This window comes from Mycobacterium canetti CIPT 140010059, from assembly GCF_000253375.1.
GTDB lineage: Bacteria > Actinomycetota > Actinomycetes > Mycobacteriales > Mycobacteriaceae > Mycobacterium > Mycobacterium tuberculosis.
This window is the reverse complement of the sequence record NC_015848.1, coordinates 219,743-241,226: the sequence shown is the minus strand read 5'-3', so window position 1 is coordinate 241,226 and position 21,484 is coordinate 219,743. Positions and strand designations below refer to the sequence as shown.

Below are 21,484 nucleotides of genomic sequence, written 5' to 3'. Positions count from 1 at the left end.
GACGCAGAATCGCCCATTTGGGCTACCAAATGGGCGATTCTGCGTCTGCTCGGCAGATGGCGGCGGGCACGTGCTTGTGCCAGGGGGTGCCGGCGTAGGGGTCGCGCCATCGCGTCGAAGTAAGTGCGTTCGGGGCGACACCGGCGACGACGGTGCGCCCGTCGTCGCCGGTGTAGTCCAGCCCAAAACCATTGGGCAGCGCGGCGTGTCCGGGAAGCATCGTCTCGGTGACCTCCACCGTCGCCTCCGCACTGCCCGCCGCGGTCGTGATACGAGCCAGGCACCCATCGGCCAGTCCCAGGGCCTGGGCGTCTTCGACGCTGACCCGCAGCGCCCCGTTGGCGTCGCGTTTGCGCCAGGACGGGTCACGGAAGATGTCGTTGGCCGTGTACGCGCGGCGCTCGCCCACCGACAGCACGATCGGCAGTTGAGGCGTGGTCCATCGTGACGGGGTCTGGGTCAGCGACCGGATCTCTGCCAGCATTTCCGGAATCTCCAGGGCGATCTTGTGATCGGGGTGGCTAATCAATGCGAAGTCATCTTCGTAGTTGTGCACGGTAAACGTGACCCCGGAGGGACGCTCGAGAATGGCGTCGAACAGCGCGTTGCCGTCGGCGTGGCCGGCGCGGCGGACGGCGTCGGGATAGGCCATCGCCGTCTTCTGGGCAAGTCCCCACAACGCGGCCGCCCCGGCTAGACCGTCCGGCAGCGTCGGCCCGAGCGTTTCATAGAGCACATAGGCAGTCAGTTTCGCCACGGTGGGATTGGTCGCCGCCGCCGCGAGGAAAGCCTCGGTATACGCCTGGCGCCCCTGAGCGGCGGCCTCTCGCAGCGGCCGCAGGTCCGCTTCGTCGACTACGCCAAGTGCCCGCACCAGCCGCGCCCAAATCTCGGGTTCGGGCAGTGTTCCGGGCAGTGGCGGAAACAACGGCCGGCGCAACTGAAAGCCGTTGCGTGGAAACTCGAAATTGAAAAATGTGGCTTCCGGCTTCTCGAACTGCGACGCCGCCGGCAGCACGTAGTGGGCGAGCCTGGCCGTCTCGGTCATGGCGACATCGACGACCACCATCAGTTCCAGCGCCTGGAATGCCGCCCGGCAGGCGGCTGAATCGGCCAGCGAGTGAGCCGGATTGCCGCTCTCGACGATCATCGCCCGAAACCGATCCGGGTGCTCGGTCAGGATCTCCTCGGGCACTACGTTGCCCGGGATCAGGCCCGCGATAATGGGCGCACCGGTGACCGGTGTGCGGCCTGAGACCTGGCTGAACAGCGGAGCGAACGACGAATGCAGGTGTTGGCCGCCCTTCTTCGCGAAGTTGCCGGTCAGGATCCACAGCAGCTTGTTCAGATAGGAGCAGACGGTGCTGTTGGGCGCCTGCTGGATTCCCAGGTCTTCGAACACCGACACGCTGGCGGCGGTGCCGATGCGCCGGGCCGCGGCGCGCAACAACTCCTCGTCCACCCCGCAACGCTGCGCGTACTCGGCGATCGGGACCTCTTGCAGGGCGGCGCGCACGGTGTCCACTCCGTGCACGTGCGCGGCAAGAAAGGCGTCGTTACAGAGGTTTTCCTGGACCAAGACCGCGGCCAAAGCCGCCAAGCACCAGGCGTCGCAACCCGGTTGCACCCGTAGATGGAAGTCGGCCATCTTCGCGGTGTCGGTGACGACGGGATCGATCACGATCATCGACCGGCCCGGATCCTTGGCGATCTCGTTGAGCACCACCCGGGCCCTCGGGAAGCTCTGCGACATCCATGGGTTCTTCCCGACGAACACCGACACCTCGGCGTTCTCGAACTCGCCGCGCGTGTGACCGCCGTACAGCTGGAAATCGACCCAGGCTTCGCCGGTCTTCTCCTGCGCCAGCGCATTCGACCGGTAGCGCGACCCCAAGGCCTTCAGAAAGGCGCCGCTGTAGGCACCGCCGAGGTGATTGCCCTGTCCGCCGCCGCCGTAGTAGAAGATCTTGTCCCCGCCGTAGGTATCACGGATCTGTTTGAATCCCTCGGCAATCTCGACAATCGCCGTGTCCCAGTCGATCTCCTCGTAGGTGCCATCAGCTCGGCGGCGCATCGGCGAGCTCAGGCGAGCCCGGTTGTTCTGGTAATGGTCCAGCCGCAACGCCTTGTTGCAGGTGTAGCCCGCAGACCCCGGATGCGCCTTGTCGCCCCGGATGCGGGCCAGTCGGCGATCGTCGACTTGCACGACGATGCCGCAGTTGCACTCGCAGAGGATGCACGCGGTGGGCAGCCAATCAGAGCTGGTCATCATCGGCTCCTTTCGGGCAGCTCGGCCAGCAGCAGGTTGCGCAGCTGGCGGTGAACCAGATCCAGCGGCGTCGGGTCGCGCCGCACCCGAGCCAGCAAGATTGCGCCCTCGAGCGTCGACGTGGCCAACACCGCCAGCTCGTGCGCCCGATCCGGCGGTATGCCGTCGGCAATGAACCGCTGGGCAGTCAAGTCCGACCAGCGGTCAAACACCGCCGCTGCACGCGCGATCACCGGGGCCATCCGCTCGCGATCTTGTTCGTCGCCCGCCTCCACCGAGACCGCGGCGATCGGGCAGCCGGCGCGAAAGTCGGTGCTGAGCAGCTGCTGGCGATACTTGTCAATCAGCGCGTCCAGCAGCTCCAGGCCCCCTTCGGCCTCGTTGATCATGGCGGCGACATGCTCTCCGGCGTAATCGACGGCCTCGCATAGCAGTTGGGTACGACCGCCCGGGAAGTAGTGATAGGCCGACCCCCGCGGTGCGCCGCTGTGCTGCAGCACATCCGAGATGGCGGTGGCGTGGGCTCCCCGTTCCCGAATCAACAGCGCGGCCGAGACCACCATCCGTTCGCGTGGACCTTGCATCGCCGCTCCATCCAAGGCATATGTATGTTGCTATACATAATGGCTACCGTGCACGTTACACCACTCGCTTGGGATCGGCCCGGCCGCACGTACGTCGGACGCCGGCCATCAATCAAATGAGGCCCGCGCGCAGCGCATGTGCAACGGCATGCGTGCGGTTGCGGAGCTTCAGCCGCGTCACTATGTCATGAACGATGTTCTTGATCGTGCGCTCGCAATAGTTGAGCTGCACCGCCACTTGGTGCGTGCTCAAGCCGTCCGCTAGCAGACGCAGCACCGCCACCTCACGCTCGGCAAGAGCGGCGGCGCCCGGTGTGTCAGGTTCGGCGGTCGGGGTGGACTTGATGCGGCCGACCAGGTAACGCTGGACACGTTCGGGGAGTCGCAGGCGGCCTTCGGCGGACAACCGGATTGTCTCGACGATGCAGTCGAACGTGCTCTGGCTGCGATACAACAACCCGGTCAACCCCAGCTTGATCATCCGGAAAACTTGTTCAGCGGAGAATTCGTCGGCGACGACGACCAGTTTCGGCGCGTGACTGGGGCCATCCTTCTGCACGTCCTCGATCTGGCATAGAAGAGGCGCGGTGATCGTGGTGGCCAGCACGAGCAGGACCGAGGTTTCGCATCCAGCCTGCCAAGCGCGCACGTCGAGCTCCCGGTGAGACGAGAGTCGGGCCAAAGCTCCATCGCGGGTCAACGGGTCGCTCGCCACCACCGCGACCGAAATGACATTCACCGGTGCCATTTGCACCCGGTCCGGACGGAGGATGAACTCCTCGCGGAATTTCGCTCCGCTGCGCTTGACCACATGCGGAATGTCGGTCCCCCCTGTGGTGTTCCTTCCGGGCGCCCCCAGCCCTAGGCACTGATTCGACAACATGGCTCCTGAAGGCATGCTTGGCGCTGGATCCGTTCCGGTCCTGGCTGAACTTCTACGGCTGTTCAATGAAATTTCCGCCCCGCTCCGGACCTCGCTGACCGGACCCGAGAACCCCTCCACGCGAACAAGGGAGTTAGTTGTCGGCGGGAACAGTTTCTATAGTAACTGATCGGGTTGGTATCGCAGAACGCCAGTCGCGGACACATGTTCGTGGCCAGAAGCCGTTGATTCGGCAGATCAACCACAACCGTCGGGATCCGGCGCCCGGTCAACTCGCCACCCATTCGGTGGCTTGGTGACGTCTACGCGTCAATACATTGAAGCTGAGTGATTTCCGGCGAACACAGTCGAGTATGGGCCGCCCACAGCCGCGAATAGTGGCCCCCAGCAGCGAGAAGTTCGGTGTGGGCGCCGTCCTCGACAACGGTGCCGTGCTCGAGCACGACAATGCGGTCGGCGTGTTCGGCGATGGCTAGCCCGTGAGCCACGATCAAGGTCGTCCGACGGGCTGCCAGGGTGAGGGTGGCCCGCTGCACCACGGCCTCGGTGGCAGGATCCAGGGCCACGGTGGCCTCGTCCAGCAGCAGAATGTCGGGGTCAACCAGACGCGCCCTGGCCAATGCGAGCAACTGCAGCTGACCGGCGGACAGATTGCGCCCACCCGCGGTGACCTGATGCAGGTACCCGTTGTCGAGTGCGGTGATCATCGGATGGGCACCGACCTCCCGCGCAGCCCGTTCGACCTGGGCATCGGTGGCATCGGGCCGTCCGTATGCGATGGCATCGCGGACCGTCCCGGCGAAGACGTACTGCTCCTGCGTCACGATGCCGAGCCGGTTGCGATAGCCGTCGACATCGAACTCCCGCAGGTCACATCCGTCGACTCGGACCGTCCCATGGGTCGGATCGTAGAACCGCGCCACCAACTTGATCAGGGTGGATTTCCCGGATCCGGTGGAGCCGACGAACACCACTGTCTGCCCGGCCGGAATTCGCAGGTTGATGCCGGCCAGTGCCGGCACTTCTCGTGTTCGGTAGGAATAGTGGACGGCGTCGAAAACCACTTCACCACGCAACGTCCCCACCGGTCGTGCCGCCGGCGACGACGGTGTCCGTGTGCTCAGCAGCGACCGGATCCGCCCGGCCGCCACCGCCGCACGCTGGTAATCGTCGAACATTTGCGTCAGTTCGCCTATCGGCGTGTACAACAGCTCGATATAGAGTAGGTAGGTCACCAGCGCGCCGACCGAGATCACACCCGCCTGCACCTCACGTCCACCGTCGAGCAGGACCAGGGTGGTCGCCAGGCTGCAGAGCAATGCCACGAACGGGTAGTACAGGGCCAGCAGCCGCTGCCCGCGCACCCCAAGTCGGCGATAGTCGTCACTGTGAGTGAAATAGCTTTGCAGTCCGCGGTATTCGGCGCGGAACACCTGGGCGATCCGCAGCCCCGCCGCGTACTCACGCAGCGTGGCGGTTACCGTCCCCAACCGGTGCCGTGCCCGCCGATAGGTCCAATTCGACGTCCGACGGAATTGCCAGGTCGCAAGGGCAAGCATCGGCACGGTGGTGAAGATGAGCAACACCAGCCGGGCGCGGATGGCCAGCAGCGCCACCAATATGCCGACCAGGGTCACCACGCTGATCACGGCAACAACCAGACCGGTGCGCAGGAACGCCACGATGGCCTCGACGTCGGCGGTGACCGCGGTAATGATCTGGGCATCTCCGTCGTCTTCATATGCGTCCAGGCCCAGGCGCTGGGCATGGGCGAAGACCAGGGACCGCAATCGAAACAGCACCTGCTCACCGGTGTATCCGGCGACCATGGCACTCCCCCACTGCGCGACCCACCTGATGACCACGGTGGCGGTGCCGGCGAGCGCTGCCCACCAAAGCGCCGAGAGCACGTGGCGGCGAATCCCGACGTCAATACCGTGGCGGATGAGCAGGGGCGGCAGCAGACCCGCGCAGGTCTGCACGGCCACCAACAGCAGGCTCAACGCAAGCGGGCCGCGGAAATCACGCAGCAGGCGGCGTAACGGGTCGGGGCCGGGCGGGTGATCGTGAGGCCCGGGGTTGTGGACGTTGGTGTGCTGCGCGGCCTTGGCGCCGAGCCCGGCCACCGGTCGACGCACCGGCGAGCGGTCCGCGACAACCAGGTCATCGGCGAGATCCGGCGCGGGCGACAGCAATTCCCGATAGCGGGGACAGCGCTCCCACACCTCGTCGGGGGTGCCGACATCGAGCAGGCGCCCGGAGTCGAGGACCGCGACCCGGTCGGCCAAGGTAAGCATGGATCGGCGGCGGGTGAAAATGACCGCGGTGCGATCCGCGATCGCCTCCCGCAGCACCTCCTGAATTCCGCATTCGATGACCGCATCCACGGCAGAGGTCGGGTCGTCCATGATCAACAACCGCGGCTGGTGCACTAGCGCCCGGGCCAGGGCGATGCGTTGGCGTTGCCCGCCGGACAGCGTCAGTCCGCGCGCACCGACGGCCGTCTGATACCCGTCCGGCAAAGTGTTGACGAACTCCTCGATGTGCGCCGCCCGGGCCGCCGTGGCAATCTGTTCGGGCGTCGCATCCGGGCGGCCATAGGCGATGTTTGCACCGATCGTTCCGGAGAACAGGGCGGCATCTTCGGGTACCAGGCCGATGGCTGACCGCAGCGAGTCAAGCGTCAGCTCGCGCACATCCTGACCACCGATCCGCACCGCGCCCGCTGTGACGTCGTAGCAACGCGTCGCCAGCGACGCCAAGGTGGTTTTGCCGCTGCCCGGCGCGCCGACCACCGCAAGGGTCTCCCCCGGCCGGACCGACAGGCTTATCTCGCGTAGAACGGGGCGGTCGGCCACATATCCGAAGGACAACCGCTCGAACTCCAGTGATAGCGGAGCCTCCGGAGGCAGCGGCTTGGTGCCGTCGACCAGCGTCGGTCGGCTGTCGATAAGGTCGAAGACCCGCACCGCGCCGGCCCGCGCCTGCTGCGCAACGGTCAGCATCCCCGCCAGATCGCAGGACGGCCGCGCCAGCAATGTCAGGCAGGCCCAGAAGGCAACAAAGGTGCCCACCGTAATGCTGCCCTGCGCGGCCATCCATCCGCCGAGCGCGAAGACCGCCATCTGCCCCAAAGCGGGCAGACTTTGTAGCAGCGGACCGAAGTGTGCGTTGAGCCTGGCCACCCGCAGCTGAGCCGCATACAGCGCGCGGGATGCCGTCACCAGCTTGACCGTTTCCTGCGCCTCCTGTCTGAAAGCCTTGACGACCTGGATTCCGCAGACCGCCGCATCGACGACTCCGGTGACCGCGGCCTTGTGTTCCTGGGCACAGTGGGTGGCTGCGGCCAGCAGCCGGCGGCTGCGGTGGGCGATCAGGCCAATCACGGGTACCAGCAGCACCGCAAGCAGCGCAAGCGGCACCGACAACCAGGTCATGACCGCGACACCTAGTAGCAGTGTCAGCACATGCCTGAGCACATTGGGCACATCGAACAGCAACGCCTGCACCAGTTGCAGGTCATTGGTGGTGCGGACGATGAGCTGGCCGCTGCTCCACCGGTCCTGTTGTCGGCCGTCCCACCGCAACAGGGCCTGAAAGGCGTCCATGCGCAGGTCATGCTGTACCAGGTGGGCAATTCGACCGCCGTAGTACCGGCGTACGTACGTCAGCAAGTAGGTCGCCCCGGCGGCGGCGACCAGAACCACGGCCCAGGGCGCCAGCGGTCTGTGGTCGGCCGCGATCGCGTCGTCTATGACACGCTTGGTTACCAGCGGAACCAAAACGGCGATGACGGTGCCGGCCAGCGCCGCCCCGAATCCCAACAGCAGATCGCGCCGATGCCGCATGACATAGCCGGACAACCGCCACCAGCAATTCGTGCGCATTCGCCATATCCTTTCTCGTTCAGTGCGCCGATCACCCGGTGGTTGAACTAACGGGAAATCAAGTCTTCCCTTTCGGGCAGAACCCGAACAAGCGCATAAACTCGTGCGCGGCATCCATTCTCGCGTGTGCGTCGCCGGCGCCGAATATTCCGGTCACTTCGATAACCAGAAAGGACACCGGGTTTTCCCTTTCGGGCAGGCCCCCAGGTAATAGGTCTGGCGATAACGCCGCCTCCGGAGGTACGTTCTGCAGTCGACCTCGACGGGTCAACGAACCGAGTTCTTGCGCAATACGCGAAAGCGGAGGTGATTCAGATTTCCCGGGACATGAGCTCACTCGGTCAGACTGCGACCACCCAGGCCTTGCCGGATAATTCCGACGGAATCCAGCTGACCAAGTTCGCCGCCGATGACATATTGCCGCTGGAATACGCACCACCGATCGGTCCCGAGCTGGTGTCACAGGACCAGCTGCCCGCCGCCTGGGCCTACAAACGATTCCGTGATCTAGATGACAAGGAGTCCTACCGCAGGAAACTGCTGCAGGAGCTGACCGACGCGCTGGCGGCCCAGGGTTCAGAAGCTGCCGAAATCGCCACCGCGGCACTACGAGACCTCATCGATCAGATGGCCGAGCAGGGCGCAGTCGTCCTTGCCGACATCGTCGAGTCGGACGACTTTTTGAAATTGGTAAAACGCTACGACGAACTCATGGCCCGGGAGGGCAGTCGCAGTTTCATTCACCGCTTCCTAGACCTGCGGCGAAGCCCCGGAATGCTGACCGATCCGGCGGTCAATGGCGCGCTGGTGCACCCCTTGATGATCGCGTTGATCTCCTATGCCGTCGGCGGACCGATCAGAATGATCGATGCACGCGGCAAGGACGCCGAACCGCTGTCGGTCCTGGCCCAGGACAACATGCTGCATATCGACAACACCCCGTTCAACGACGAATACAAGATCCTCATTACCTGGCGGCGCGGAACCGCGCAGGGGCCAGCGGGACAGAATTTCACCTTCCTACCCGGCACCCATAAACTCGCCCGCACCTGCTTCGTCAACGAGGACGGGGTGCCGTGGTCGAGTGAAAATGCATCGATCTTCACCACCCCCGACAGCATCCGCAAGGTGTTCGATGCGCAGCGCCAGCTGGGCGGTCAGGACCACCCAACGGTGATCGAGGTGACCGATTCCGAGCGACCGCTGAGCAGTGTATTCGCCGCTGGCTCGCTGGTGCATCACCGCTTCCGCACCGCCTCCGGAAGTGCTCGCAGCTGCATCATTCTGGTTTTCCACCGCGTCGCCGACAATCCAGGGCGGATGGTCAGCGATGTCGAGGACAGTTCGGATGTCTCCTTGAGCGAGCTGTTGACTAGGGGTGTACCCGACGAGTCTTACCAGCAGCGATTTATTACCACCCTGTGCGCCGCCGCTGACGAGATTGCCGAACTGCTCCTCAAGTGGAAGAAAACCCCGCAACGTCCGGTATCGCTACCACTGCAGACAAAGCAGATCGACGGCGCGCGGTTCGAGGAATGGATTTCGGCGGCCACCGAGGCCCCCGAAGTGCGCGAGATCCGCAACCGCGAACTGACGATTCCCTACGGTGAGGTCCTGTCAGCGGAGGAGTTCTTCGACCTGATCTGGCGCCTGATGCGGTTCGACAAGCATGGCCCGCTGGATCTGATCCTTTACCACGACAACCGCGAGGAACCGCGGAAGTGGGCGCGCAACCTGATTCGCGAGATGTCAGCAGATCGGCTATACGAGCGGTTGCTGGGCTGGCTTGCCGACATTCAGCAGCCACGCCCGGCCGACTGTCTACGTCCGCTGCAGATCCACGCGCTAATCTCCGAGGTGCTAAAGACGCTGCCGCTGGACGAAGACCAAGACCCGCCCGCCGACTGGCACTTCGACTTGCTCGGCATGAGCCATGCCGAGGCCGCGCGCTCGGTGAAACACCTGCTCGAGGATGTGGCCGAGGCGCTGCTGCGCTGCGAGGACATGGCCGCTTACCTATCGACCAGCTTGTTCGCCTTCTGGGCGGTCGACGCCGCCTACAGTCTCGACGGCAGGCGCAACCTGGTGGTGAAAGACTGCGCCCGCCGGCTGCTTCGGCACTACACGATGCTGTCGCTGACCTGCTTCCAGTAAGGCTCCAGTAAGGGGAGCCGCGATTGGCTACGGGTCACTCGTGGGCAACCGCGCGGCCGTTAGATCTGCCAGTCCTGGGCACCGTCGTTTTTGTTGTAAGTCCCGACAGAGTTCTTCACGACGACCGGGTCACCGCTGCCGAAGTTGTCGTAGAACCACTTCGCGTTGGCCGGGCTGAGGTTGATGCAGCCGTGGGTGACGTTGCGCTTGCCCTGATCTGCCACCGACCACGGCGCGCTGTGCACGAAGTTGCCGCTGTTGTCGATCCGGACGGCGTCGGAGACGGTCAACTTGTAGCCTTGGGCCGAGTTGACCGGGACCCCGTACGTCGAGGAGTCCATGACCACGGTGGCGAACTTCTCAAGCACGTAGTAGGTGCCATTCGGGGTCTGGTGGCCGCCGGACACCATGCCCATCGACATGGGGAAGGTCTTTTGCACGACGCCGTTGCGGGTGATTGTCATCTGATGCGTGGCGTCGTCGGCGGTGGCCACCAGCGAATCACCGGTCCGGAAGCTCGACTTGGTGCCGGCCGCATCGATGTTTACCGCGGTGTTGGCGGGCCAGAACTCAAACGGGCGCCAGCGTACCTGAGTCGGGCTCATCCAGTAGAACTTGCCCGGCACGGGCGGGATGGACGAAATGTGGATGGCGCTTTCGGCCATCGCCCGGTCGGCGATCGGCACCGCGAAGTTGATGATGATCGGCTTGGCCACACCGACCATCGCGCCGTCGACCGGATTGAACGTCGGCGGCCGGAACGGCGGCGGGCCAACAAACGGTGTCGGATCCTGCCCGGCAACGGGGCCCGCTGCTACCGGCACTGCCAGCGGGTCAGGCGGGGGCGGCGCGAGCGGGTCAGGTGGCGGCGGCGCCAACGGGTCAAGTGCCGGCGGCAGCGCCAACGGGTCGGGTGGCGGCGCCAACAGGTCAACTGCCGGCGGGTCGACGGGTCCCGCTGCGCCCCCGGGGCCCCCGGGACCCCCGGGATCGCCGGGAGCCGCGTCCGGGTCCGCCAGAGCAACGCCAGCGCCCAGCATCAGCACCGCAACCACTGCGGCTATGTTCAGAGCGGCGAATAGACTCCCCCTCGTCCAGCCCTGCTTCCAGCGCGACATAATTGCTTTCCCTCCGGTGACGTTCTTCAGCCCAGTGTGGCATAGCGGCACCAACTGGTCCCGCTGACCTGCTGTGTTAGCCGTCGCCGGGACTCAGAGTCGGATTCTCGAACAAGTGCTGGCTAACCGTCATCCCGAACAACGCAACACCCATCAAACCCGCCGACGCGGTCAGCATCATCGCCAAGCTGCGCTCGTAGAGCAGCCCACCCAGCAGAGCGCCGGCCATGATGCCGATCTGAAACGCCGTCACATACAAACCTGAGGCCCCGTCCGGGTCGTCGCCGCCGCTACGCATCGCCGCAGATTGCAGCATCGGTGACACGGCGGTGGCCAAGGCTCCCCACAGCACAATCGCACCGGTGCCCAGCAGTGCCGTCGCCGCGGTGTGGCGTTCACCGAATGCCAGCGCGGTCAGCAAGGTGAACGCCGCCGTCAGTCCGGTCATACCGACGATGACGGCGCCCTTGGGCCAACGGTCCAACGGCCGCGCCACCAGCGGCACAGACACCAGGCCGGCGACCCCATAGGCGGCGAGCAGCCAGGCCAGATTCGGCCCACGTACACCGACGACGTCGCGGATGATCACCACGATGTAGGTGTAGGACACGAAATGGCCGGTTACCGCGATCATCGTGAGCACACTGACCTTGACCAGGCGAGGATTACGGTGGTGACGAGCCCGTCGGCCAACGTGCTCGAGCTGGTCGGCGCGCAGCACCATCTCCGGCAACGCCAGCCGGGCGGCCAGGGCGACCGCGGCCGCCGCGCCGGTCACGCACACCGCCGCCAGCCGCCAACCCCACATCAGGCTCATGGCAGCCGTGAGTGGGCTACCGACGACCAGCGCCAGACTGGTTCCGATGTAGATCGACGTCGTGGCGCGCCCGGCGTGACTGGGCGGCACCAGCCGGGTGGCGATCGGCGCGATGACCGCCCACAGCAGGCCATGGGTGACCGCGCAGAGCACCCGCCCGGCGGCCAGCACCGCGAAGTTGGGCGCCAGCGCCGAGACGAGTTGCGAGACGGTCAGGCAGACCAGGCTGACCACCAGGGCCCGGCGGCGCGGCCAGTGTGCGGTCCAACGCACCAGCGGAACCGTTGTCACGGCCGCGACAAGGGCATACCAGGACAGCAAGGTCCCAACTAGGACCACGCTGACGCGCAAGTTCCGCGCTATCGCCGACAGCGCGCCCACCGGCAGGATTTCGGCGGTGACATAGATAAAGGCCGCGCAAGCCAGCACGGACAGTTGCGTGGCGATCCGTGGCGTCCACGGTCGCGTCGTAGTGGCGGAGGTTCCGGTTGGGGCAGTCATCGCGTCCTGCGCGGAATCGGCCGCGAAGTTCGGTGGTTCGGGGTCGTTCAGGGCACGATTACGCTGCCCCTACCGTACGCACCGCACCAACGGGTGGTGGGCAGGTTTGCGCTTCAACACGCGGCGATCAGGAACGAACCAGGCGCGCGATTGCTGCCGAGGCCTCTGCCAGCTTGCCGTCAGCCCCAGGACCGCCCTCGGCCACGGCACGGGTGACGCAGTGGCTCAGGTGCTCGTCCAGCAGGTTCAGCGCCACCGACCGCAACGCACTGGTGACGGCGCTGATCTGGGTCAGAACGTCAATGCAGTACTTGTCTTCCTCGATCATTCGCGCGATGCCGCGCACTTGCCCCTCGACGCGACGCAACCGCTTGGCGTAGTTGTCCTTTTGCTGCGTGTAGCCGTGTGCTGCTGTCATTTACTCGCCATCTCCAGAGATACTCGCCAACCCGAAAGCAGGGCCCAGGCATGCTACCCATCATATCTTGTACCCCAGCGGGGTATCGGACCTAGAATTTGGCAACCGTGCCGCGGCGAGCGCATCCTTGGGCCGCATACTTGGACAATGCCGCAAACCACCGACGAAGCCGCTTCCGTCTCGACGGTCGCCGACATCAAGCCCCGCAGTCGAGACGTCACCGACGGCCTGGAGAAGGCCGCTGCCCGGGGCATGTTGAGGGCGGTGGGCATGGACGACGAAGACTTCGCGAAGCCACAGATCGGGGTCGCATCGTCGTGGAACGAAATCACGCCGTGCAATCTCTCATTGGACCGGCTGGCCAACGCGGTCAAGGAGGGGGTGTTTTCGGCCGGCGGCTATCCGCTTGAGTTCGGCACGATCTCGGTTTCGGACGGCATCTCCATGGGTCATGAGGGGATGCACTTCTCGCTGGTTTCCCGTGAGGTGATCGCCGACAGCGTCGAAGTCGTGATGCAGGCCGAGCGACTCGACGGTTCGGTGCTGCTGGCCGGATGCGACAAATCGCTGCCTGGAATGCTGATGGCCGCCGCACGACTGGATCTGGCGGCGGTGTTCCTCTACGCGGGCTCTATTTTGCCCGGCCGGGCCAAGCTCTCCGACGGTAGCGAACGCGACGTCACCATCATTGACGCCTTCGAGGCGGTCGGAGCGTGCTCTCGCGGTTTGATGAGTCGCGCCGACGTCGATGCCATCGAGCGGGCAATCTGCCCCGGCGAAGGGGCATGCGGCGGCATGTACACCGCTAACACCATGGCCAGCGCCGCCGAGGCGCTCGGCATGTCGTTGCCGGGCAGCGCGGCACCGCCGGCGACCGACCGCCGGCGCGACGGGTTCGCGCGTCGCAGCGGTCAGGCCGTCGTCGAGCTGCTGCGCCGCGGCATCACCGCCCGCGACATCCTCACCAAGGAGGCGTTCGAGAACGCCATTGCGGTGGTAATGGCGTTCGGCGGCTCGACCAACGCGGTGCTGCATCTGCTGGCCATCGCCCACGAGGCCAACGTCGCACTATCGCTTCAGGACTTCAGCCGGATCGGGTCGGGGGTGCCGCATTTGGCCGATGTCAAGCCGTTCGGCCGCCATGTGATGTCCGACGTCGATCACATCGGCGGTGTGCCGGTGGTTATGAAGGCGCTGCTGGACGCCGGTCTGCTACACGGCGACTGCCTGACGGTTACCGGTCACACCATGGCCGAGAATCTAGCTGCCATCACCCCGCCGGATCCAGATGGCAAGGTGCTACGTGCGTTGGCAAACCCGATCCACCCGAGCGGTGGTATCACCATCCTGCACGGATCGCTGGCACCCGAAGGTGCGGTGGTCAAGACCGCCGGATTCGATTCCGACGTATTCGAAGGCACCGCAAGAGTTTTCGACGGCGAGCGCGCTGCGCTGGACGCCCTTGAGGATGGCACCATTACCGTGGGCGACGCCGTGGTAATCCGGTACGAAGGACCCAAGGGCGGCCCCGGGATGCGCGAAATGCTCGCCATCACAGGCGCGATCAAAGGCGCAGGACTCGGTAAAGATGTTCTACTGCTGACCGACGGCCGGTTCTCCGGTGGAACCACCGGCCTGTGCGTTGGCCACATCGCACCGGAGGCGGTCGACGGCGGACCGATCGCACTTCTGCGCAACGGCGACCGGATCCGGCTCGACGTGGCCGGCCGCGTTCTCGATGTGTTGGCCGATCCGGCCGAATTCGTGTCCCGACAACAGGATTTCAGTCCTCCACCGCCGCGCTACACTACTGGCGTACTGGCCAAGTACGTCAAGCTGGTCAGCTCTGCCGCGGTCGGCGCGGTCTGCGGCTAGCCGCAACTAGCCGCTGCCTGGCCGGGACCGCCCCGGCCAGGACATTCCCGAGTTGCCCTCTGGCTCGCGAACTTCGAACTATCCTTGGTTAGCCGCGGCCCGCGTGCGCATCCCGAAGTAGAAGCCCAGGACGGCTACCACCGCACCTGCGATGATGTGCGACCACATCATGCCAGCCGTCACCGCGACCCCTGGTAGCACCCACGGCGAGAAAATGACCCACACACCGAGCACGGGTAGCGTCCAGGTCATGCCGTGTGTGCGATCCAGGGCCGACGCGAACCCATACGCCAAGTACGCGACCGCGATCCCCACGATAAGGTCACACGTTGGCAACCCTCTGGTGGCGCTGAAGCCGACGATCCACGGCGATGCAGCCACATACAGGCCCGCCAGCAGGGCCAGACCGAATGTGAAATGCGCGATCGTCGACTCGGCGGCGCGGTCGAAGCTGGCACGCAGAGCCAACAAATCAGGGTGTTGATCAATTGATGAATGGACTGTACTCATTTTGCAACCTTTCTGTTATGCAGCAAAACTTTTGGGCTCGCTGCCACCCATCCATCTGCTCCAAGATTACGCCCGTTTTCGGGATGCCAGCAACGAAAATTGGGCGCCGGACCAGCGGCTACCGCACCAAAGCGAGGGCGAAACCGTCCCAGCCCTTGAGCCCGACGGTCTGGATCGCCGTGGCGTCTAGGCCGGGGTGCTCACCCATCATTTGCAGCGTCCGACGTGCCGCCACTGCGTCGGCATCGTCGGACTCAGCAAGAATCCCGCCGCCACGAATAACGTTGTCCACCACGATCACTGCGCCGCGCCGGGCCAACCGGATCGCCCACTGAATATATGCGACGTTGTTCTCTTTGTCGGCGTCGATGAACACCAGGTCGAACGGGCCACCGGCCAACGTCGGCAACGTGTCCAGCGCCGGACCGACGACCACCTCCACCCGATCGGCGACGCCCGCTCGCTGCAGGTTCGCCCGGGCGACCTCAGCGTGCTTGGGCTGGTATTCCAGTGTGACCACCCGTCCCTGTGGGCCCGCGCCACGCGCCAGCCAAATGGTGCTGAAGCCACCGAGTGTGCCGATCTCGAGGACGCGGCGCGCCTGGATGGCACCGGCCAGCAGGCACAGGAACTTGCCCTGCTGTGCCGACACCGCGATGCGGGGTAACTCGGCCGCGTCGCTGGCCGCCAATGCCGCGGCTAACGCCGGATCGTCGCCGACCAGTGTGCTGTCCAAGAATGCGTCGACGTCGGGCGGGTTGGGTTGCTGGTCCATGCCCAAACGCTAGCGCGACCACCGGCCGTCGCGCGCCAGCAGGCAACCGACCACCGGCCTGGGGGTTTACCAGATACCCGTATAGGGTATATATTGAAGTGGCTGTTCTGGATTACCGACAGCTGACCACCTGGGATTCCTCGGGGATCCCCGACACGGATGAGGGTGATACGAATGACGAACTACGAGGCTGGGACCTTGCTGACCTGCAGCCACGAGGGCTGTGGCTGTCGGGTTCGCATCGAAGTCCCATGCCACTGTGCTGGCGCCGGTGACGCCTACCGCTGCACCTGCGGCGACGAATTGGCCCCGGTCAAGTAGACCTATCATGCCGGTCGTGGGTACGGGCCTCGCTGGGCCCGCCCGTCACCGCCCGAACCCACGGCCGGCCAGCTTGACCTTGGCTGCCAGCTTCAGCGCTACCGCCGAAGCGCCCACCGCCACCGTGTAACCGCCCGGCTCGATGCGCCAGCTTCTGGCCTCGCCGTCATAGCGGGCGAGCAGTCGCGGGTCCGCCTCGATCCTTACCCGCCGAGTCTGGCCGGGTTCGAGCTCGACCCGCTCGAATCCCAGCAACCGCAACCGCGATTCGCCGGGAGCTGCGGTCAAATACAGCTGCGGGACATCCGCCCCGCTGCGGTCGCCCGTGTTGGTAACGCTGAAACTGGCGTGCACGGTGTGGCCGCCCGTCACCACCAGGTCACGATACTCGAAACTGGTATAGGACAAGCCGTGACCGAACGCGAACATCGGGGTCTGATTTGTGCTGGCAAACCAGCGGTAGCCAACATCGGCGCCCTCGGTGTAGTGGATCGTGGTCGATGTCCCCCACGGGGCACCGAGCTCGGGCGGTTGCGAGCGTGGCGTCTGACCGAGATCGACCGGGAAGGTGATCGGCAGCCGGCCCGAAGGATTCACCTGCCCGGTCACAATCTCCGCAACGGCCTGGCCACCCGCCTGGCCCGGATACCAGGCCTGCATGATGGCGTTCACCGAGTCGCGCCAGGGCATGGTCACCGGGTTGCCCGTCTCAAGCACCACAACGGTATTCGCGTTGGCGGACGCGACTGCGGCGATCAGCGCATCCTGACCCCATGGCAGCGACAGATCGGCACTGTCGAAGCCCTCTCCTTCGGCACGGATCGCGAACACGATCGCGATGTCTGCTCGCCGCGCAGCCAGCACCGCTTCCGCCGGGTTGATGCCAGGATCGAACTCGAACTGCGCGTTGGGCAACCGCTTTCGCAACTCACTCAGCGGGCTTGACGGCAGCAGGTAGAGATTACGCAACCCGGCTGCCAAGCCAGACCCACCGATCGGTATCACGCCCGCATAGCCCCCCGGCGGGGTGACGGCGCTCGAACCGTAACCGGCTGGCACACCGAGGTGTGCATAGCCGCCGATGACGGCAATACGCCCGGCCGATTCGGGAGCGAGCGGCAGCAGCCCTCGGTTTTGCAGCAGCACGATTCCCTGCCGCGCCATCTGTGCGGCAATCTCGTTGTGCGCGTTCATGTCCGGCGCCGACGCTGGTTTCCATCGGTCGATTCCGACGGCAAACATCGACCGCAGGACCCGCCGTACCATGTCCGACAGGCGCCCCTTGGGTAGATTGCCGTCGGCGTAGGCGGCACGCAGGCGGTCGGTGAATGCTTCCGACTGCCACAGCACTGCATCGATCTGAGCACCGCACTCTTGGTCCAGGCCGGCCAGCGCGCACTCCCAGCTGGGTGTTCCGCCCCAATCCGACATCACCCAACCGCGGTATCCCCAAGCACCTTTCAGCACGTCGTTGAGCAAGTGGTCGTTGCCGGCAGCGTAATCTCCGTTGACCTTGTTGTACGCCGCCATCACGGCGCCGGGCTGCGACCGCTCGATGACGATCTCGAACGCCAACAAGTCCGACTCGCGGTGCGCGTCGGGATCGATGACCGCGTCCAGCCAGTGCCGATTGGTTTCGTTGCAGTTCAGCGAGAAGTGTTTCGTCGTCGCAATGACACCCTGCTGCTGAATCCCGATGATCGACTCCGCGGCCATCGTGGCACTCAACAACGGGTCCTCGGAAAGGTACTCGAAGTTGCGGCCGTTACGCGGGTCGCGCGCCAGATTGATCGCGCCGGCCAGTTGCACGTTGAACCCGCGACTGCGCGCCTCCCGGCCGATCGCTTCGCCCGAGGACCGGGCCAGCACCGGGTTAAAGCTGGCCGCTAGGGCAAGGCCGGCGGGCAGCGCCGTAGCGGTGTCACCGGGGCGGTAGCCCGGGTTGGTGACGCCCAGACCGGCATCGCTCATCAACAAGGCCGGGACCCCGAGCCGGGGAATCCCCGGCACATACCCGGCACACATCGGCACGCCCCGTGGGATGCGTTCATCGCGCACCGGCCACAGATCGCTGGCCCCGGTCAGGCCGACCAACAGTGAGAATCGCTCGTCGTCGGTCATCTGGGCCTCGACCTCACGTGCCCGCAGGTCGGCGTCTAGCTCGTTCAGCGCACGCCCTCCTGCGCGTAGACGACGCGAAACACGTGACCAACTTCGGGTCCCATCACCAGCTCTGTCAGGGTGCACACCGTCGCCACAAACTCGGGTCCGTGTGGCGGTGGCACCTGGCACAAATGATGCGCCACTTCGTGTAGCACGACCAACTCGCGCATCGCCCAACCGGCGGTGTGCCGGTCGGGTACCGCGATAGTGCCTGTGCCGCCATGGTTTTCATAGTGCGCCGCGGTGGCCGCCCGGCGCGCCCGCACGCGCACCGGCGACACCGTCGGCCAGTTCTGCCCTACCGCCGGTAGCGCAAGCACGTCGTCCACATAACGCTGCACCGATGCCACCGAACCGAACCGACCTTCTGGGGGCAGCGTCAACTGGGTACCGAAGAACTCCACCGTCGGTGAGCCGTGTGCGGTGACGCGGTCGAACAAGGTCCGGACGAACGCCTCGGCCGCGTACACCCTGGCACGCTGGGAATCCCGCGGAACGTCCGCGCCGATCACCGGCCCAGCGCGGCCCGTGCCCCGGGCAGCTCGGGGTTGTTCCCGAGTCGTGCTTGCCGTCCCGCTCGATCACCGGCGCGCCGTGCGGACGACGAGTATCCGGCGGTGGCCCGGCTGGCTCGCCAGGCGCCGCGCGCCTTAGACGAGCGACGGTAGTACTCATGCAGCTCGATATCCTTGTCCCGCAGGGCAATTGCGGTACCAGGCGGACGATCACGGTCCTTGGTGGCTTCCTGCCGAGTCTGCTCTCGGGCATCGGCCAGGCGCTGGCCGACCCGGGCGCCGAACGCCAGCTGGAAGTTGAGTCGGGCGGTGATCGTCGGCGTGGGCCGGTGCGCTCCCGAGGCGAGGTAGGCGTCGGATGCCCGGACCATCTGGACCACCAGGCTGGCGTATAGGGCGTGGCTGGTGTCGATGTCCTCGGCGAACCCGTAGGCGTACACGAACGTCGAATTCGATGCCACGTCGCAGCGCACGTCGTTGGCCGCCGCGATGAGCACGAAGAGCTGCACATAGGTCCGCAATCCGCGGGTGCCCGCCGCCCCGATAGTGATGGTGCGCTGCGTCGGGGCTTGCGCGGGCGAACGGTCGCCCGCGTGCGACCGGGCCACCGCCAGGTCGATCGATGCCGCCGTGGCCAACCGTTGTGCGGTGCTCATGAACGCGTCGGCCTCGTGGGGGTTGTCGGTGCCTTCGGCCTGGCGCAGCAGGGCTGCGATGCGGGCCAGCATCTTGTCGTTGGTCATGGCGCCAAAACTAATGGAGGGCTGCGACAGGTCGGCTCGGCCTACAACCGCTCGGTGAGCCAGGCGACCACATCGTCGAGCACCTGGTTGCGCTCCGGCTCGTTGAACACCTCGTGGTACAGCCCGGGATACTCCTTCAGCTGCACGTCGGCCGATCCCACACATTCGACCAGGCGACGGCTGCCCTCGATGGGGATCAGCCGGTCATCGGTGCCGTGCAGCACTAGCAGCGGCGCGGTCAATGCCGGTGCTCGCCGCGGCATGGTCTCGCCCACCTGCAGCAGCGCGCGGCCAATCCCGGCCGGAACCCGTCCGTGGTGCACGAGTGGGTCGGTGTTGTAAGCCTGGACCACCTCGGGGTCGCGAGAGATGGCAGTAAAATCCAGTTCCTGCACCGGCAGGCCGGGCACCACGACGCCCAGAAGCTTGGCGGCAACCGCCACTACCGGGCTCACCAGGTCCTGTGCCGCCACCGCCGGCGCCGAAAGCACCATCAGGTCGTAGTTGTCTGGACGTTCGACACCGTAGGCGAACACAATGCCGCCGCCCATGCTGTGCCCGAGCACGATGCGCTTGCACCCGGGATATTCCCGGGTGGCGATCCCAACGAGGGTGTCGAAGTCAGCGGTGTACTCGGAGATGTCTTTCACTAGCACCCGTTTGCCACCCGAGCGGCCATGCCCGCGGTGGTCAAGCGCATAGGTGACCAGGCCGGCCGCGCCGAGCCGCTGCGCGACATGGTCGTAGCGGCGGGCATGCTCGCCCAGACCATGGGCCAGCACGACCACCGCTCGCGGCGCGGTGTCCGGCGTCCAGACGTCGTAGACGATGCGCACATCGCCGATGCCCGCGAAATTCCGTTCAGTCCGGGTGGTAGTCATTACCGGGAGCGTAACGGCTGCTCCGGTGAGAGTGTCGGAGACTCTGCGTAGGCTCATTGACGTGAGTGTGCTCGCAGAAAACTCTGGCCGCGAGCCCGCCGACGAACGGCGCGGGGACTTCTCCGCCCATACCGAGCCCTACCGGCGTGCACTGCTCGCACACTGCTATCGCATGACTGGCTCGCTGCACGACGCGGAAGACCTTGTTCAGGAGACGCTGCTGCGGGCCTGGAAGGCCTATGAGGGCTTCGCGGGCAAGTCCTCGCTACGCACCTGGCTGCATCGGATCGCCACCAACACCTGCCTGACGGCGTTGGAGGGCCGTCGACGCCGGCCGTTGCCGACGGGGCTCGGGCGGCCGAGTGCCGATCCGTCCGGGGAGTTGGTGGAACGTCGAGAGGTGTCCTGGCTGGAGCCGCTGCCGGACGTGACGGATGACCCTGCTGATCCCTCAACGATCGTCGGGAACCGGGAATCGGTGCGGTTGGCCTTTGTGGCGGCTCTGCAGCACCTCTCACCCCGGCAGCGAGCCGTACTGCTGCTGCGCGACGTGCTGCAGTGGAAATCGGCCGAGGTGGCCGACGCGATCGGTACCAGCACCGTCGCCGTCAATAGCCTGCTGCAGCGGGCCCGCTCTCAGCTGCAGACGGTCCGGCCCAGCGCCGCCGACCGGTTGTCCGCGCCGGATTCACCCGAGGCGCAAGACCTGTTGGCCCGCTACATCGCCGCGTTCGAGGCTTATGACATCGACCGGTTGGTCGAGCTGTTCACCGCCGAGGCGATCTGGGAAATGCCGCCGTATATCGGCTGGTACCAGGGCGCACAGGCCATCGTCACCCTCATTCACCAACAGTGCCCCGCCGATTCGCCTGGCGATATGCGCCTGATTTCGTTGATCGCCAACGGCCAGCCCGCCGCGGCCATGTACATGCGTGCCGGTGACGTGCACCTGCCTTTTCAGCTACACGTGCTGGACATGGCCGCCGACCGCGTGTCACACGTGGTGGCCTTCCTCGACACCACCTTGTTCCCGAAATTCGGCCTGCCCGATTCGCTGTGATGGCGAACGT

17 protein-coding genes are annotated in these 21,484 nt (G+C 65.5%); 4 read left to right on the top strand and 13 right to left on the bottom strand.

The genetic code is table 11. The features are described from left to right. Positions 1-22: 22 nt before the first annotated feature. The 4 genes from MCAN_RS01080 to MCAN_RS01065 all read right to left on the bottom strand — a co-directional run bounded on the left by MCAN_RS01080 (position 23) and on the right by MCAN_RS01065 (position 7,623). Positions 23-2,269, bottom strand: a complete 2,247-nt coding sequence (locus tag MCAN_RS01080; protein WP_014000109.1) for a molybdopterin oxidoreductase family protein — start codon at positions 2,267-2,269, stop codon at positions 23-25. After that, positions 2,269-2,853 carry a TetR/AcrR family transcriptional regulator gene (locus MCAN_RS01075; RefSeq protein ID WP_014000108.1) on the bottom strand — a complete coding sequence of 195 codons (585 nt, stop codon included), beginning with the start codon at positions 2,851-2,853 and terminating at the stop codon, positions 2,269-2,271. The genes MCAN_RS01080 and MCAN_RS01075 overlap by 1 nt, the downstream gene beginning before the upstream one ends. Positions 2,854-2,965: 112 nt before the next feature. Then, positions 2,966-3,601: a response regulator transcription factor gene (locus MCAN_RS01070; protein WP_014000107.1), complete on the bottom strand. Its 636-nt coding sequence runs from the start codon at positions 3,599-3,601 to the stop codon at positions 2,966-2,968. 437 nt (positions 3,602-4,038) lie between these two features. Continuing rightward, the gene (locus MCAN_RS01065) at positions 4,039-7,623 is read right to left on the bottom strand and encodes an ABC transporter ATP-binding protein (protein ID WP_014000106.1); all 3,585 of its coding nucleotides are present in this window, start codon (positions 7,621-7,623) and stop codon (positions 4,039-4,041) included. Between the two features lie 306 nt (positions 7,624-7,929). Between MCAN_RS01065 and MCAN_RS01060 the strand changes: the two genes are divergently transcribed. Next, the gene (locus MCAN_RS01060; RefSeq protein ID WP_014000105.1) at positions 7,930-9,777 is read left to right on the top strand and encodes a hypothetical protein; all 1,848 of its coding nucleotides are present in this window, start codon (positions 7,930-7,932) and stop codon (positions 9,775-9,777) included. A 59-nt stretch (positions 9,778-9,836) separates the two neighbouring features. Here MCAN_RS01060 and MCAN_RS01055 read toward each other — a convergent pair whose 3' ends face one another. The 3 genes from MCAN_RS01055 to ricR form a co-directional block, all read right to left on the bottom strand. After that, positions 9,837-10,895: a L,D-transpeptidase gene (locus MCAN_RS01055; protein ID WP_015287775.1), complete on the bottom strand. Its 1,059-nt coding sequence runs from the start codon at positions 10,893-10,895 to the stop codon at positions 9,837-9,839. A gap of 76 nt (positions 10,896-10,971) precedes the next feature. Then, positions 10,972-12,213 carry an Rv0191 family MFS efflux transporter gene (locus tag MCAN_RS01050; RefSeq protein ID WP_003401149.1) on the bottom strand — a complete coding sequence of 414 codons (1,242 nt, stop codon included), beginning with the start codon at positions 12,211-12,213 and terminating at the stop codon, positions 10,972-10,974. 127 nt (positions 12,214-12,340) lie between these two features. After that, positions 12,341-12,631, bottom strand: coding sequence for a copper-sensing transcriptional repressor RicR (gene ricR, locus MCAN_RS01045; protein ID WP_003401147.1), 291 nt, complete (start codon positions 12,629-12,631; stop codon positions 12,341-12,343). Positions 12,632-12,778: 147 nt separating this feature from the next. Here ricR and ilvD point away from each other — a divergent pair, with 147 nt between their 5' ends. Continuing rightward, complete coding sequence (gene ilvD / locus MCAN_RS01040) at positions 12,779-14,506, top strand: dihydroxy-acid dehydratase (RefSeq protein ID WP_014000103.1); 1,728 nt, start codon at positions 12,779-12,781, stop codon at positions 14,504-14,506. Between the two features lie 78 nt (positions 14,507-14,584). On the opposite strand, the gene MCAN_RS01035 is transcribed toward ilvD, so the two are convergent. Beyond that, positions 14,585-15,016: an SPW repeat protein gene (locus MCAN_RS01035; RefSeq protein ID WP_003401141.1), complete on the bottom strand. Its 432-nt coding sequence runs from the start codon at positions 15,014-15,016 to the stop codon at positions 14,585-14,587. Between the two features lie 118 nt (positions 15,017-15,134). Then, positions 15,135-15,797, bottom strand: coding sequence for an O-methyltransferase (locus tag MCAN_RS01030; RefSeq protein WP_014000102.1), 663 nt, complete (start codon positions 15,795-15,797; stop codon positions 15,135-15,137). A gap of 153 nt (positions 15,798-15,950) precedes the next feature. On the opposite strand from MCAN_RS01030, the gene mymT reads away from it, so the two are divergent. Beyond that, a complete protein-coding gene (mymT, locus tag MCAN_RS01025) occupies positions 15,951-16,112 on the top strand; it encodes a copper-binding metallothionein MymT (RefSeq protein WP_010886068.1) in 162 nt (53 codons plus the stop codon). A 45-nt stretch (positions 16,113-16,157) separates the two neighbouring features. On the opposite strand, the gene MCAN_RS01020 is transcribed toward mymT, so the two are convergent. From MCAN_RS01020 to MCAN_RS01005, 4 genes are read right to left on the bottom strand one after another with little or no spacing between them, the layout of a single operon-like run. After that, on the bottom strand, positions 16,158-18,233 hold the full coding sequence (locus tag MCAN_RS01020) for a beta-glucosidase (protein ID WP_014000101.1): 2,076 nt from the start codon (positions 18,231-18,233) through the stop codon (positions 16,158-16,160). Between the two features lie 44 nt (positions 18,234-18,277). Beyond that, positions 18,278-18,787: a TIGR04338 family metallohydrolase gene (locus MCAN_RS01015; protein WP_003401120.1), complete on the bottom strand. Its 510-nt coding sequence runs from the start codon at positions 18,785-18,787 to the stop codon at positions 18,278-18,280. Then, entirely contained in the window at positions 18,784-19,533 is a 750-nt protein-coding gene (locus MCAN_RS01010) for a DUF2786 domain-containing protein (RefSeq protein WP_014000100.1), read from the bottom strand. The genes MCAN_RS01015 and MCAN_RS01010 overlap by 4 nt, the downstream gene beginning before the upstream one ends. A 41-nt stretch (positions 19,534-19,574) precedes the next feature. Beyond that, a complete protein-coding gene (locus tag MCAN_RS01005) occupies positions 19,575-20,414 on the bottom strand; it encodes a monoacylglycerol lipase (protein ID WP_014000099.1) in 840 nt (279 codons plus the stop codon). On the opposite strand from MCAN_RS01005, the gene sigG reads away from it, so the two are divergent. Further along, positions 20,362-21,474: a sigma-70 family RNA polymerase sigma factor SigG gene (gene sigG, locus MCAN_RS01000; protein ID WP_014000098.1), complete on the top strand. Its 1,113-nt coding sequence runs from the start codon at positions 20,362-20,364 to the stop codon at positions 21,472-21,474. The genes MCAN_RS01005 and sigG overlap by 53 nt on opposite strands. Positions 21,475-21,484: the final 10 nt, after the last annotated feature.